The following is a 14206-nucleotide window of genomic DNA, read 5'->3' on the forward strand; positions in this document are numbered from 1 at the left end:
CGGTGCGCTGCCACATAACAACAAAAGCCCTCAACAAAGGCTGGAGATACCGCTATGCCCAAAGTAGCCCTCAATTTTGAAGACGGAGTTACCCGTTTTATCGACGCCATGGCGGGCGAAACCGTGGCCGATGCCGCCTACCGCTCGCAAATCAATATTCCGATGGACTGCCGAGACGGTGCCTGCGGTACCTGCAAATGCCAATGGGAATCCGGCCAGTTCGAGATGGACGATTACATAGACGACGCCCTGTCCGAGCAGGAAGCAGAAGCAGGCAAGGTGCTTACCTGTTGCATGGTGGCAGAAACGGATTGCGTGATTAACGTCCCGGCGCTGTCATCCCTGTGTGTACAGACTCAGATGGCGGATATTCATGCCGAGGTGGTCGAGCTTGACCGGCTGTCACCTTCTACCCTCAGCTTTACCCTGGCCAGTGATCAGGTTCGTGCCCTGCATTTTTTGCCGGGGCAATACGTCAATCTGCAAGTACCTGGCACCGATCAGAGCCGGGCTTATTCGTTCAGCTCACTGGTGCAGGCAGACAGCGGCGCAGTGTCGTTTCTGGTGCGGGTGGTACCGGACGGTTTGATGAGCCACTGGCTGACCCACGATGCCAAGCCGGGCGATAACATGACCTTGCGCGGCCCGTTCGGCAGCTTCTACCTGCGGGATGTCAAACGTCCGCTGTTGATGCTGGCGGGCGGTACCGGTCTGGCGCCGTTTCTGGCGATGCTGGAAAAACTCGAACGCGATGGCTGCCCGCAACCCGTACATCTGATTTACGGCGTTACCAACGACAGCGATCTGGTTGAACTGGACACTCTGGAAGGCTTGGCAGCCCGCATCGACAATTTCAGTTTTACCGCCTGTGCCGCCAACCCGGAGGCAGAGTACCCGGTAAAAGGGTTTGTAACCCATCATATGAACGACGCCGTATTACACCACGGCGACCTCGATATTTACCTCTGCGGGCCACCCCCCATGGTCGACGCCGTCAACGGTTTTATCACCGACAAAGGCATCCAGCCGGTGAATTTCTATTACGAGAAATTTGCTTCCAGTTGATCCGCGCCCGTTTGTGGCGGTGTGTCTGGCACATCGCCCCGCTTCAGGAGAACACCTTTTATGCGTCCCTCTCGTTTTGAAAATAAAGTTGTTATTGTCACCGGTGCCGCTCAGGGTATTGGCCGGACGGTGGCGGAATCCCTGGCGGCGGAAGGCGCAATACTGGCGCTGATCGATCTGTCGCCCATCGTCGAAGAAGTGGTTGCAGCCTGTCTTGCCGCAGGCTCACCCAACACCATTCACCGGCTCGCCAATCTGGAGCAGTTCAAAAGTGCCAACGACGCCATTCGTTCGGTCATTGCGGAGCTGGGCCGGGTCGATGTGCTGGTGAATAACGTTGGTGGCACCATCTGGGCCAAACCCTATGAAGCCTACAAGCCGACCCAGATTGAAAAAGAAATCCGCCGCTCGTTATTCCCGACCTTGTGGGGCTGTCATGCGGTGCTCGATACCATGCAGGCGCAACGCAGCGGCACCATTGTGAATGTGTCGTCCATTGCCACCCGAAGCCGTAATCGCGTGCCGTATGCGGCTGCCAAGGGCGGCGTCAATGCCATCACGGCCTGCCTGGCATTCGAGAACGCCGAATATGGCATCCGCGTCAACGCCACCGCACCGGGCGGTACTGATGCAGCCCCACGCCGGATTCCCCGCAACACCAACAAGCAAAGCAAACAGGAAGCTATCTGGTATCAGCAGATTGTCGACCAGACCGTCGACTCGACCCTGATGAAACGTTATTCCACCTTGCAGGAGCAAGCCGATGCGATTCTGTTTCTGGCGTCGGATGAGTCGTCTTACCTGACCGGTTCGGTGATTCCGGTTGGTGGTGGTGATTTGGGCTAGGCCGGTGGCCAGCTTGTGCCCGCCAGGGCTGTGACGGTGCGGTGGATACACGCGGAAAGGTTGTCCTGTTTTAATGCGTCTCGTACTGAACCTGATGCCAGTTATCTGTCTATACTGGAGCAGTACACCATCACGTATTCAACAGGGGGAGCACATGATCAATCGTCGCATAATGCTGCGCCTCTGTGTCTGTATTGCTCTGCTCGGTACGTTAGGGGCACTCAATCTGCTGGATACCCGGGGCGAGCACAACGTCCTCTGGAGTAACCAGCTCACCTTCAGCGATCTGCCAGCCCTGCTGGATCATGATAACGATCGCCACTATTTCAGCGTCGCTTCCCCTTTTCAACTGCTCACTCTGGTCCTGACTGCCGTCTTGTTCTTTGCCCCGCTCTCGGGTTATCGGACACGTCAGCGCGACAGCCTCCGGGCGCGCGGCCCTCCTTCATTCTGATTCCCAGGCTCCCGTACGGGTTGGCCTGGACAACGCCTGACGTTTTTGTACCCAACAATCAGAATTTGGCCTGACTGGGACGCCGCTGTGCGCCACAGGCCGTGGAGTATTTCTTATGAGCAAATTGACCCTGCATTCCGTCCAGAGCATTGATGATCTGGCCTTCCCGGAAAAACCGGTGTGTATCTCCATGAATAGCCCTGCCAAGACGGTTTTTACCGATTTTATCGACCATGAGCCCATGGTGGTTGATGCCTCGATGACTGCCCTTGAAGCCCGCAACATGATGATCAAAACCCATGTACGCCTGAAGCTGGTGGTGGATGAACACAATCAGTTTCTGGGCGTTATTGGAGCAGAGCATCTATCCGATCAGTACGTTCTGTTGCAAGCAGCCAATACCGGCTTGCGCAGCTTGAAAGAAGTGCTGGTGGCGGAGCTGATGGTGCGCAAAAAAGATCTGGTGGCGCTGGATTATGCCGAGCTGGATAAGTCGACGATTGGGAATGTGGTGAATTTCCTGCAAGACAATCACCAGCAACATTGTTTGGTGATTGATCAAGACAATCACACTATTCGTGGGTTGTTTTCCGCCAGCGATATCTCTCGCAAGCTGCGACTGCCGATTGATATTCATGAGCAGTCCAGCTTTGCCCGGGTATTTTCAGCGGTATCGTGATATTACGCCCCAGGGATGGGGCTGATCAGATCGCCAGCGTTCTCTCTGTTACTGAATCCCCCTTCTATACTCCGGCTCCTATACTCCGGCTACTTGCACTGGCGCACTGGCTGATTACTATGCCAGCCATATCGAGACCACCAACCACCAACCACCAACCACCAACCGCAAGCCACCAGCCACCAGCCACCAGCCATCAACCATCAACCATCAGCCATCAGCCACCAGCCATCAGGGCCATTGACGCCAATTCTCCCTGGCTAAACAGGCTTGTTGAACAGAATGGTTATTGTTGTCGATTACGGATCAATTCATACCGGGAACATCTATTGATAGCATTAAGCTTCATACTGTATGGTCGCGTCTCTGTTTCTCCAGCCGGTTGATAACAACCATCGGTGGGAACAGCGTGTTTTCGCCAGCTACTTGATCCGGCACCCTTCTTCCTGAATCCAGCCTGCGTTTTTTATGCTGCACGAGCGGTCGGTGACGAGGTCGCCCTATAACACCGGCCATCGTCCGGATGTCGAGCAGCTCTCGGCGTTCTATCTGAATTTATTGCCAACGCTCGTGGTTATCCAACCGGCGTGGTACGTTTTTTGTCTTTCCGGAGAATTATGTCTGCTATGACGGCTCGCCTGACCCCTGGCTTCTTGTTAATGCTTTCAGCGTTAACAGCGCTGGCGCCTTTGGGCACTGATATCTATTTATCCGCAGTACCGGTGATCGCCAGTGAGTTCAGTAAATCACTGCACGAGGTTGAACTGTCGGTCAGTGTTTTTCTGATGGGTTTCAGCCTTGGGCAACTGCTGGGTGGGCCGTTGTCGGATCGTTATGGTCGTCGCACCATGGTGATTACCGGGCTGGCCATTTTTGCTGTCGGTGCCGGCGGTATCCTGCTGTCGCAATCGCTGGATGAAATGTTGGTCTTCCGGGCCGTGCAGGCCCTCGGCGGTGGACTCGCCGTCGTCAACAGCACCGCGATTATTCGCGACCTTGCCAGTGGCCGTGAAGGTGCTTCGGCCATGATCCGGGTCATTCAGGTCATGATGGTTGCGCCGCTGATTGCGCCGCTGCTGGGTATGTTTATTCTGAAACTGCTGGGCTGGCATGCCATTTTCGGCTTTTTGCTGGTGTATGCCCTGCTGTTGATTGCGCTGTTTTATTACCGCTTGCCGGAAACCCGCAAAGTCCGTACCGGAGGTAATCCGCTGCGTAACTACTGGCAGGTGCTGGGTGATCCGCGGGTCTGGGGGTTTATCGCCTCAACCTGTGGCGCATACGCTGGCATGCTGTCGTTTGTCACCTCATCCCCGGGTATTTTTATGGGCTATTTTGGTTTGACTGAAACCGTTTATCCCCTCGTATTTGGCTGTGTGGTGTTCACCATGCTGTCGATGAGCAAGGTCAATCTGCACTTGTTGAAGCGGCTTGATCCACCGGTGCTGATTGGTATCGGACAGAAAATCCAGATCACCATGGCGCTGCTGATGATCGGCTATGTGTTCCTGTTCGACCAACTGTCGGTCTGGCTGTTAACCCTGATGCTGATGCTGTATGTCGGCAGTCATGGCTTTGTGGTCGCCAATGCAACCTCGTCCATCACCGAATTTTTCCCTCACCTTGCCGGTACCGCCACAGCGCTGGTGGGTGCCATGGGTTTTGCCAGTGGGGGGATTGCCGGGTCGGTGGTCAGCAGCTTCTCGGACGGCTCACCCAAGGCGATGATTTGCATGATGCTGGCGGCGGCGTTGTTCGGCTTTACCGTGCGTACCCTGGCGTCACCCAAAACATCGGTTGCCGGATAATCACCGCATCAAGCCCCAGACGAGACCCTGAAGCGGACTACGCACCAGGGTCGCAGCCGTTATCTGTCTTGCCGGCTTATTCCGTTGGCTTATCGGCAAGAGGCGGAGTTACAAACGGGTATTGCCCATCCCAGTCGCGATAGTTGAACACCTGGCCCGCCTTGCGCACATGGGCCAGTTCAGCCAGATCCAGGTCGGCATAACACCAGCCCGGCTGGTTGGTGGCTAAGCGGGTGATGATGCCGTCATCCGGAAAACCATAATCCACCGGTGAGTAAATACCGGCAGCACCGTAGTTCACATCAATTGCCGGAGACCAGGCCGCCTCACCCACCGTGGGGGACTGCAACACAAAGCACTGGTTTTCCAACGCCCGTGCCCGACAGCTCAACTGTACCCGGTGGTACCCTGCCAGTGTATCGGTGCAGGAAGGCACCAGAATCAGATCGGCCCCCTGGGCCACTTGCTGATGGGCAAACAGCGGGAATTCACTGTCGTAACAGATATTGATCGCCAGTCGGCCAAAGGGTGTATCAAAAACACGCAACTCATCCCCTGCCGAGATGCCCCATTGCTCGCGTTCAAAACGGGTCATTTGCAGCTTGTCCTGCCAGTGCACTTCACCCGAGGGGTAACACAGATAACAGCGGTTAACGTATTGTTCCCAGCCCGCCACCGTTGCCAGCCCGACCGGGAAGGTGCCAGCAGCGATCACCACCTGGTGTTGCTTTGCCAGCCGCACAAATTCGGCCACAAATGGCACTCGTAGCCCTTGCAGCTCGATCAGTTGCTGCTTCAGTGACTGGTACACCGCCGGAGGAAACAGCGAGGTCAGTTCCAGCGATACATATTCTGGCAGCAGCAGTACTTTCGCACCGTCCTCGGCGGCTTCTGCCACCAAAGCCGATATTTTTTTTTGCCAGTCGGCAAAACTGGCCAGAAAGCCAACCTCGTAGGCGGCGGTTGCAACGCGCAAGGTAGTCGCAGTGTTTGTAGTCACAGTGATTTCATCCAGAACATCATGGGGTGGGCACTGGCGGCATCCTGATCAATATCCTGCCAGTCGTAATGCGTTATCAGATCCGGGCATGGCCGGTAGCCAAAGTGCTGCCAGACCTTATCCAGCGGCCGATAGTCGGCCGGTTTCAGCGGATGCTGCGGTGGTCGTACCACGGCGCAAAAACACAGGGCATCAAAGCAGCCCTGACTCCGTGCGTGCTTTTCCCGTCCGGCAAAAAACCCGCGATAGATTCCTTGACCACGGTAAGCGGGTAACAACACCGATTCAGCACAATAAAACAGCCGGGAGGTATTCATACCGGCCCGTTCAAACGGCTGTCGGAAGGCAGCGTCTTCATAACCCATGGGGATGCCGGTTGAAGCACCAACAACCTGTTGACCCGGCGGCAAGCAATCATCAATGGCCAGGATCGCCATCGCCGCACCAGAACCGGTATAGGTCTGCAGATACTGCCGCTCGTATGCAGCAGACCCTTGGTACAGATAGGGATATTCCCGAAATACTTGTATGCGTAATCGTGCCAGATCGTCAATCCAGGCTTGCAGCTCAACGCCGCTGACGTACAACAGGGAAACGGACATGCCACCCTCTTCGTCTGTTTTGTGAGTCTGTTCAGTATCGATAACGAGAGCGCTACCCGGCTTTACAGCCATCGCCCTTCGCGGTGATGTCCAGACTGACAAAGCCGTTGGTGCATATCAATTAAAAGGTCTTTTTCATCCGCGTGCCATGACGCAAGTCCGTTCCTTTCCGCAACGATGGGATGAACATCAGGTATTGTCGTGAGAGTCCGGCTGACACAGACGGGCGAGCATATCGATCAGCAGGTCTTTTTCACCGGCTTCCAGTCGCGCTTCCAGCGCACGTTCCTGTTCTTTCACCCGGTTTTCAATGGTCTGATAAAAACGTTCGCCGTGTTCGGTCAGATAAAGTGCATAGGAACGGCGATCATTCAGGGATGGACGGCGCTCGACCAGATCCATTTTTTCCAGTTTGTCGACCGCTGCTACCATGGCCGAACGATCATTACCCAATGCCTGGGCAATGGCAGTCTGGGTGCGGCCAGGATTACGCGTTACCAGCACCAGTACCCCAAACAGGCCGGGGCTGATACCCAGATCGGTGCAGGCTTCCGCAAAGCGGTTAAAAAAAACCAGCTGGGTGCGACGCAGGCGATAGCCAATCAGATCGTGCAAAATACCAAAATCGAGAGAATCAGAAGATGAGCCAGAAGTTGCCATAAGATGCCTGGTGTCGGAACAGCCCAAAGGCTGCGGAGTAAAAAATAATCACAGCCGCCAGTATAGCAAACAACAATTGTTCTCCGGGCAATTGTTGTTTGTTAAACCGTTCTCAAACCACACATCATTTACCCGAAACTGACGGCTGCCCCTGCCCCTATCCCTACCCTAAAGAGTGTGGATAGTCGAGCCGCCGGTCACAGTACCGGCAAACACTCAGGAACCGGTTTGCTGCTGGTACTTGGTAATCAGCGCGTTGGCTTTGTTGTACAGGGCCTGGCCATTCAGGCCATCGTCCGTCATATCGTTAATCCAGGCATCCGTCACCGGTTGCATCTGTTTTTTCCAGTGGGCGGCTTCCGATGCCGGCAAGGTATAGAAATGATTTCCCCCTGCAGCCGTAATGTCATACCCGGCCTGTTCGGACTGGTCAAACAAGCTGCCGATATGGCGAGACAGCTCTATTCCTGCGTTATTATCGATGACTTTTTTCAGCTCGGCAGGCAGTTTGGCATAGGTTTTTTTGTTCATACTGAACACAAAAAACTGGGTATACAGGCCACGATCACCACTGACCAGCGTATGGTTATTGGTCAATTGGTTGATTTTCATCGGGACAACCACTTCGAACGGCAAGGCGGCCACATCAAGAATACCTTTCGACAGGGCACTCGACATTTGTGTCACTGGCATAAAGACCGGTGCCGCGCCCATGATATCGAACGCTTCCGCCATGGCTTTGTTCGGCGCACGTAGTTTCAAGCCTTTGACGTCCGCCGAGGTTTTCAGCAGCTCTCCCCGGGAATGCAAGGAGCCGGGGGCATGGGTGTGCAGCGCCAGTACGTGTACATCACTCAGCTCGTCCTGCATTTCTTCTTCGCCATATTCTTGCAGCGCCATACTGGTGGCTTCGGCACTGGCTGCCATAAAGGGCAATTCAAACACACTGGCTTTCGGGAAACGGCCCGGTGTATAGCCTCCCACCGTCCAGGAAATATCCACCACCCCTTTACGGACCTGATCGAGTAGCTGCGGCGGTTTACCACCCAGTTGCATCGCCGGGAAGACGTCGATCTTGATACGTCCTCCAGATTCTTTCATCACCTTGTCGGCCCATGGTTGCAGAATTTTTTTATGAGCCATCGCCATGGGTGGCAGAAAATGATGCAGCTTGAAGGTGTATTCCGGTTCTGCCGCCTGGGCATGGAAAGCTGTCGTCAGACTGCCCAGCGTCACACCCAGTGCAACCAGCAGGTTTTTGATTTTCATGATTCATACCTTTTTATTTTTATTGGTTCGTTCAAGGCTGGCCGACACAGGCCTGTCACCTTGCGTCAATGAGTTTGTCCCGACAAATTGTTTATGTCAACAACAGTTGATTTCATACCCATTAATGACCAAGCGTGTTTTTCGCCTCTCTGACATCACCTGTTGATATGACGAAGTTATGGGTTGCAAATTGTTGTATGTATAAACTATATTTAAAAACAACAAATATCCGAATGACTGGTTTCAGCGGATAACTAACAACAATAACGCCGGAGAGGCCCGCTCATGAGTAACTATCAACACCTGACGTTCCGTGTCGACAACCATATTGGCCATCTGACCCTGAACCGCCCAAACAAAAAGAACGCCATCAACGATGCCCTGTGCCTGGAGATCGAACAGGTCTTTATCAATATGCCCAAGGACGTCAGCGTCGTACTGTTCTCAGGCAACGGCCCGGAGTTCTGCTCCGGCCTCGACCTGTCGGAACATACCGCCCGAGAACCATTTGAAGTGGTTGTGCATTCGCGCATGTGGCACCGCGTCTTCAGCCATATCAGCAACAGCGGTATTCCGATTGTGGCGGCGCTGCATGGTGCCGTGATTGGTGGTGGTCTGGAGTTGGCGATTTGTGCCCACGTCCGGGTCTCCGACGAGACAACCTTCTACCGCTTGCCCGAAGGTCGCCACGGTATTTTTGTTGGTGGTGGCGCTTCTGTTCGGGTGGCGCAGACCATTGGCCATGGCCGCATGACCGAGATGATGCTGACGGGTCGCACACTCTCAGCCAGCGACGGGGAACGTCTGGGGCTGGCTCATTATGTTGTGCCGCAGGGCAGCGCCCTGGCAAAAGCCCAGGAATTGGCCGCCACCATCGCCAGTAATTCCCGTCTTTCCAACTGGGCAATGGCTTCCGGTCTGGCTCGTATCAACAATATGGCCAGCGACGACGGCCTGTTTACCGAATCGTTGCTGACCGGCATGACCCAGACCAGTGGCGAGGTCAAAGAACGGATCGACGCCTTTCTTAATCGCAAAAAATCATCCTGACACCCGTTCGATTGTTTATGAACCCGAGTCGTTGCATCCAATTTTGTGAAGAAGGAGTGATCCATGAATCTTGCCAATAAACATTGTCTGGTCACCGGTGCCGGTTCTGGCCTCGGTGAAGCCGTTGCCCGCCGTCTGCTGAGCCAGGGCGCTCGCGTGACATTGGTCGATATCAATGCCGAAACCGGTAATCGACTGGCCACCCGGCTGGCGTCGGACTTCCCGGGCAGCAGCCTGTTTTGTCACTGCGATATTACTGCAGAAGACGCCGTAGCCAGCGCCATTCATCAAGGTATTGAGCGCTTCGGCAGCCTCTTCGGACTGGTTAACTGCGCTGGTATTCCAGGGGCTGAGCGCGTTATCGGCCGCGAAGGGCCTCACCGGCTGTCCTCTTTCCAGAGAGCACTGAATATTAACCTGCTCGGCACCTTCAATATGATTCGCCTGTGTGCCGACCAGATGCAACACAACGAACAGGACGCCACCGGTGAACGTGGCGTCATTATCAATACCGCGTCTGTCGCCGCTTTTGATGGCCAGATTGGCCAGGCCGGTTATGCCGCTTCCAAGGCCGGAGTGGTCGCCATGACGCTACCGATTGCCCGGGAACTGGCCCGCTTCGGTATTCGGGTAATGACCATTGCCCCGGGATTGTTCAAAACCCCCATGATGGCGGTACTACCCGACGAGGTGCAGCAATCCCTCGGCGCTGCAGTCCCCTTTCCAGCACGACTGGGGGAGCCGGACGAGTTTGCCCAACTGGTGCAGCAGATTTTTGAAAACTGCATGCTGAATGGCGAAACCATCCGTCTGGATGGCGCGATCCGCATGGCGGCCAAATAGGGAGAGTGGCAATGAGTGAATATCTGGCACCCTTAAAAGACATGCAGTTTACCCTCGAACTGGTACGCCAGCACACAGGTCTGGACCAGATCGAGGTACTGGCTGAGATGACCCCTGATTTCGCCAATACAATTCTGGCCGAAGCCGCCAAATTTGCCACTGGGGTACTGTCACCCCTCAATCAGGTGGGCGACCAGCAAGGCTGCCGCTTCGACAATGGCACCGTCATCACCCCACCGGGCTGGCAACAAGCTTACCAACAGTTCTGCGATAACGGCTGGATGGGGCTGGCCATGACAGAAGCCGCGGGAGGGCAGGCACTGCCCCGGTTTATCGCCCAGCCAGTAAACGAGATGTGGCTATCGGCCAATCTGGCTTTTGTGATGTTCCACGCCCTCAACCAGGGTGGCAGCGATATCCTGCGGCATTTTGGCAGCGCCACACAACAACAGCGTTATCTCGAACCCCTCGCCAGTGGCCAGTGGACCATCGCCATGGCGCTGACCGAACCGGGTGCTGGTTCCGACCTGGCTGCGACCACCACCAAAGCCACACCGCTGGCGGATGGCAACTATCGCATCAAGGGGCAGAAGATTTTTATCACCTATGGTGAGCACGACATGGCCGCCAATATCATCCATCTGGTGCTGGCCCGTACCCCGGATGCACCGGCAGGCAGTCGCGGTATTTCCCTGTTTGCGGTACCGAAATACCGTATCGAAGCTGATGGCTCACTGGGTGCACACAATGATGTGGTCTGTAGCGGCATTGAACACAAGATGGGTCTGCACGGCAGCCCCACCTGTTCGATAAGTTATGGCGACCACGACGACTGTATTGGCGAGCTGATCGGCGCTGAAAACCAAGGCCTGATGGCCATGTTTGTACTGATGAACGAAGCCCGTCTCAGCACCGGCATGCAAGGGGTCGGGTTTGGTGAGCTCAGTTACCAGCACGCCCTGCGTTACGCCCAGGAGCGCAGTCAGGGCAGTCACTTCCAGAACGGCACCCGGGTCACCATCAACCAGCACCCGGATGTGCAGCGTATGCTGCTGACGATGCGCAGCCAGACCATGGGTCTGCGAGCACTGGGGTATCTACTGGCAGCCTGGATTGATCTGGCTGAACACAGCAGCGATGAGCAGCAACGCCAGCAACTGCGGGGGCAAATTGCCCTGCTGACGCCGGTCTTCAAAGCCTTTGGCACCGAACAGGGCAACCAGATGAGCTACACCTGTTTGCAGGTATTTGGTGGCATGGGTTTTGTTGAAGAAACCGGTATTGCCCAGTTTATGCGCGACGCCCGCATCATCACCATTTACGAAGGCACCACCGGCATTCAGGCACGCGACCTGCTATTCCGCAAAATACTGGCCGATAAGGGAACCGCCTTGCGGTGCCTGCTACGGCATATCCACCAGGATGCTGATCGACTGGCGACGCCATTGGCTGAATTACAGAGCAATCTGATTCATTCCGTCGCGGCGATGCAGAACCAGCTAGAAGCCCTGCTCGACAGCGCCAACAAGACAAGTGAGCAGACTCGATTACATGCCGGGTCTGTGCCTTTGCTCGACGCACTGGGAATACTCTGCGTTGGCTGGCAGCTGGCTTTACTGGCCGATCAGGCCTGTATACGAGGCGACAGTGATGCCGACTATCATCGCAACCTGATCGCCCAGGCCCGCTTCTATTTTGCCCATGAGATGCCCCGTATCCAGGCGCTCTTAGCCACAGTAGCTGATGCCGATAACGGCCTGAAAGATTTCGACTTTAACGCCGCCGGATAAACCCGGCAGCCAGCATGACCAACCAATAACAACTCACACTCGATGCAAATAATCATAAAAAGTGCATCATGGAGCCTCAACATGCTTGCTGATTTTCATCCTGTCCATGTCGTGACCCATCGGGTCGATGTTGAACACCGCGAAGATGGCAGTCGCATTATCCGTTCGGTCGGAGAGCTGTGCGACTATCCGGAACGAATTACCGACCGCCTGGACTACTGGGCAACACAGACCCCGGAGCGGCCGTTTGTCAGCCAGCGCCCCCAGGCCGGTACCGACCACCAGCACTGGCAAACCCTTAACTATGCCGACACCCGCCGCCGCGTACGGGCCATCGCCCAATGGTTACTGGATCTGCGCATCGACGGCGAACCCCTGAGTCAGGAGCGGCCGATTGTGATTCTGTCGGGCAACAGCAGCGAACACCTGCTGCTGGCACTGGCTGCCATGTACGTCGGTATTCCCTATGCTCCTGTTTCTACGGCCTACTCCACCATTTCTACCGATTTTGGCAAGCTGCGCCATATCGTCGAAACCCTGACCCCGGGACTGGTATTTGCCGACAACCTCGGACCATACCGTGATGCCATTGATGCCGTATTACCCGGTTTGCCCGTGGTCGCGGTTGTATCTGCCCACGGCAACGACGGTCTGGAAGGAGTACTGACCCCATTTGATACCCTGATCAACACCACAGTGACCGCTGCCGTCGATCAGGCCAACCGGGCCGTCAGTGCCAGCAGTATCGCCAAATTTCTTTTTACCTCCGGCTCCACGGGCATGCCCAAAGGCGTTATCAACACTCATAAAATGCTCTGCGCCAACCAGGCCATGCTCGCCAGTGTACTGGCCTTTGTACAACAGCAACCGCCGGTGGTGGTCGACTGGCTGCCCTGGAACCACACCTTTGGCGGCAACCACAACGTCGGCCTGGTGCTGTTCAACGGTGGTTCACTGTATATCGACCAGGGCAAACCTGTCCCCAAAGCCATGCCAGTCACGCTCGACAATCTGCGCGATATTTCGCCGACGGTGTATTTTAACGTGCCCAAAGGCTTTGAATTGCTGGCCCAGGGGCTGAAAGACAATCCCGATGTCGCCGCCAACTTTTACCGCCACCTGAACGTCATGTACTTCGCCGGTGCTGGTCTGGCCCAGCATGTATGGGATGCACTGGATGAACTGGCGATTCAGCATACGGGTAGAAAAGTCCCGATGCTGACGGGCCTTGGCTCAACCGAAACCGGCCCGGCGGCGTTGTTCGCTTCAATAGAAGAGTGCGCTTCCGGTGTGGTTGGTGTACCCGCGCCGGGTACCGACATCAAACTGGTGCCCAATGGCGGCAAGCTTGAAGCACGTATTCGTGGCCTCAGTATTACTCCGGGCTACTGGCGCGATGCGGAGAAAACCGCCACCGCTTACGATGAAGAAGGCTTTTACTGTCTCGGTGATGCCCTCAAGTTTATTGATGAACAACAGCCCGATCGGGGATTTTACTTCGATGGTCGAGTGTCGGAAGACTTCAAACTGGATACCGGCACCTGGGTCAGCGTCGGCAGTCTGCGACCGTTTGTAATCCACCATTGCGCCCCCTACGTGCAAGACCTGGTGATTGCGGGCCGCGACCGGGGCTATATTTCGATACTGGTCTTCCCCGACCTGTCGCAACTGCATCAGCTAACGGAACTGCCCGCCGACGCCAGCGCCAGCGAGCTGGTATCACACCCCCGCACCCGCGAGGTCTTCGGACGCCTGCTCACTGAAATGGCTGCCTCGTCAACCGGCAGCTCCAACCGGATTCAGCGCTTGGTCATTGAAGCCCGGCCACCACAGCTGGATGCCCATGAAATTACCGACAAAGGCTCCATCAATCAAAATGCGGTATTAACCAATCGTGCCGATACCGTTGCCGAGCTGTACGCGGCAGAGCCTGCCGCCCATATCATCTGTCTGTCCTGACTCGGTTAGCTCCCATAACCCGTGCCGCCAGCAAATTACACCAGCGGCACGGCCATTGCGGCTGCGCCCAAAATTTGCCTGGCTGCTGAGCCAGGAGCCAGGCTGATACAGAGATACAGAGATACAGAGATACAGAGATACAGAGATACAGAGATACAGAGATACAGAGATACAGAGATAC

13 protein-coding genes are annotated in these 14206 nt (G+C 55.5%); 9 read left to right on the plus strand and 4 right to left on the minus strand.

All coding sequences use genetic code 11. The annotated features are described in order from the left end of the window. The first annotated feature begins 54 nt into the window (after positions 1–54). From benC to Q8W22_RS08915, 5 genes are all read left to right on the plus strand, one after another. Positions 55–1065 (plus strand): benzoate 1,2-dioxygenase electron transfer component BenC, encoded by a 1011-nt coding sequence (gene benC, locus Q8W22_RS08895; protein ID WP_305452127.1) that lies wholly within the window; start codon positions 55–57, stop codon positions 1063–1065. A 60-nt stretch (positions 1066–1125) separates the two neighbouring features. Next, positions 1126–1911 (plus strand): 1,6-dihydroxycyclohexa-2,4-diene-1-carboxylate dehydrogenase, encoded by a 786-nt coding sequence (locus tag Q8W22_RS08900; RefSeq protein ID WP_303433555.1) that lies wholly within the window; start codon positions 1126–1128, stop codon positions 1909–1911. Between the two features lie 154 nt (positions 1912–2065). Next, complete coding sequence (locus Q8W22_RS08905) at positions 2066–2365, plus strand: hypothetical protein (RefSeq protein ID WP_303433553.1); 300 nt, start codon at positions 2066–2068, stop codon at positions 2363–2365. 115 nt (positions 2366–2480) lie between these two features. Beyond that, a complete protein-coding gene (locus tag Q8W22_RS08910) occupies positions 2481–3044 on the plus strand; it encodes a CBS domain-containing protein (RefSeq protein WP_305414601.1) in 564 nt (187 codons plus the stop codon). A gap of 617 nt (positions 3045–3661) precedes the next feature. Further along, positions 3662–4852, plus strand: coding sequence for a multidrug effflux MFS transporter (locus Q8W22_RS08915; protein WP_303433550.1), 1191 nt, complete (start codon positions 3662–3664; stop codon positions 4850–4852). Positions 4853–4928: 76 nt separating this feature from the next. On the opposite strand, the gene Q8W22_RS08920 is transcribed toward Q8W22_RS08915, so the two are convergent. The 4 genes from Q8W22_RS08920 to Q8W22_RS08935 form a co-directional block, all read right to left on the minus strand. Then, on the minus strand, positions 4929–5852 hold the full coding sequence (locus tag Q8W22_RS08920) for a carbon-nitrogen hydrolase family protein (protein ID WP_303433548.1): 924 nt from the start codon (positions 5850–5852) through the stop codon (positions 4929–4931). Continuing rightward, positions 5849–6454 (minus strand): GNAT family N-acetyltransferase, encoded by a 606-nt coding sequence (locus Q8W22_RS08925; protein ID WP_305452129.1) that lies wholly within the window; start codon positions 6452–6454, stop codon positions 5849–5851. The genes Q8W22_RS08920 and Q8W22_RS08925 overlap by 4 nt, the downstream gene beginning before the upstream one ends. A gap of 189 nt (positions 6455–6643) precedes the next feature. Further along, positions 6644–7114 (minus strand): MarR family winged helix-turn-helix transcriptional regulator, encoded by a 471-nt coding sequence (locus Q8W22_RS08930; protein WP_303433545.1) that lies wholly within the window; start codon positions 7112–7114, stop codon positions 6644–6646. 216 nt (positions 7115–7330) lie between these two features. Beyond that, complete coding sequence (locus Q8W22_RS08935; RefSeq protein ID WP_305414605.1) at positions 7331–8383, minus strand: TRAP transporter substrate-binding protein; 1053 nt, start codon at positions 8381–8383, stop codon at positions 7331–7333. A gap of 285 nt (positions 8384–8668) precedes the next feature. Between Q8W22_RS08935 and Q8W22_RS08940 the strand changes: the two genes are divergently transcribed. The 4 genes from Q8W22_RS08940 (at position 8669) to Q8W22_RS08955 (ending at position 14025) form a co-directional block, all read left to right on the plus strand. After that, positions 8669–9433, plus strand: a complete 765-nt coding sequence (locus Q8W22_RS08940) for a crotonase/enoyl-CoA hydratase family protein (protein ID WP_303433542.1) — start codon at positions 8669–8671, stop codon at positions 9431–9433. Between the two features lie 63 nt (positions 9434–9496). After that, positions 9497–10276, plus strand: a complete 780-nt coding sequence (locus Q8W22_RS08945) for a 3-hydroxyacyl-CoA dehydrogenase (protein WP_305452130.1) — start codon at positions 9497–9499, stop codon at positions 10274–10276. A gap of 11 nt (positions 10277–10287) precedes the next feature. Next, a complete protein-coding gene (locus Q8W22_RS08950; protein ID WP_303433539.1) occupies positions 10288–12066 on the plus strand; it encodes an acyl-CoA dehydrogenase in 1779 nt (592 codons plus the stop codon). Positions 12067–12147: 81 nt separating this feature from the next. Beyond that, complete coding sequence (locus tag Q8W22_RS08955) at positions 12148–14025, plus strand: feruloyl-CoA synthase (RefSeq protein ID WP_305452131.1); 1878 nt, start codon at positions 12148–12150, stop codon at positions 14023–14025. Positions 14026–14206 lie beyond the last annotated feature (181 nt).

Source organism: Oceanobacter sp. 1_MG-2023, from assembly GCF_030689025.1.
In the GTDB taxonomy this organism is placed as follows: Bacteria; Pseudomonadota; Gammaproteobacteria; order Pseudomonadales; family Oceanobacteraceae; genus Oceanobacter.

What these genes read in the sequence shown, in the direction of transcription:
- benC (WP_305452127.1), top strand. Translation starts at nt 55, where the DNA reads ATGCCCAAAGTAGCCCTCAATTTTGAAGACGGAGTTACCCGTTTTATC.
- Q8W22_RS08900 (WP_303433555.1), top strand. Translation starts at nt 1,126, where the DNA reads ATGCGTCCCTCTCGTTTTGAAAATAAAGTTGTTATTGTCACCGGTGCC.
- Q8W22_RS08905 (WP_303433553.1), top strand. Translation starts at nt 2,066, where the DNA reads ATGATCAATCGTCGCATAATGCTGCGCCTCTGTGTCTGTATTGCTCTG.
- Q8W22_RS08910 (WP_305414601.1), top strand. Translation starts at nt 2,481, where the DNA reads ATGAGCAAATTGACCCTGCATTCCGTCCAGAGCATTGATGATCTGGCC.
- Q8W22_RS08915 (WP_303433550.1), top strand. Translation starts at nt 3,662, where the DNA reads ATGTCTGCTATGACGGCTCGCCTGACCCCTGGCTTCTTGTTAATGCTT.
- Q8W22_RS08925 (WP_305452129.1), bottom strand. Translation starts at nt 6,454, where the DNA reads ATGTCCGTTTCCCTGTTGTACGTCAGCGGCGTTGAGCTGCAAGCCTGG.
- Q8W22_RS08930 (WP_303433545.1), bottom strand. Translation starts at nt 7,114, where the DNA reads ATGGCAACTTCTGGCTCATCTTCTGATTCTCTCGATTTTGGTATTTTG.
- Q8W22_RS08935 (WP_305414605.1), bottom strand. Translation starts at nt 8,383, where the DNA reads ATGAAAATCAAAAACCTGCTGGTTGCACTGGGTGTGACGCTGGGCAGT.
- Q8W22_RS08940 (WP_303433542.1), top strand. Translation starts at nt 8,669, where the DNA reads ATGAGTAACTATCAACACCTGACGTTCCGTGTCGACAACCATATTGGC.
- Q8W22_RS08945 (WP_305452130.1), top strand. Translation starts at nt 9,497, where the DNA reads ATGAATCTTGCCAATAAACATTGTCTGGTCACCGGTGCCGGTTCTGGC.
- Q8W22_RS08950 (WP_303433539.1), top strand. Translation starts at nt 10,288, where the DNA reads ATGAGTGAATATCTGGCACCCTTAAAAGACATGCAGTTTACCCTCGAA.
- Q8W22_RS08955 (WP_305452131.1), top strand. Translation starts at nt 12,148, where the DNA reads ATGCTTGCTGATTTTCATCCTGTCCATGTCGTGACCCATCGGGTCGAT.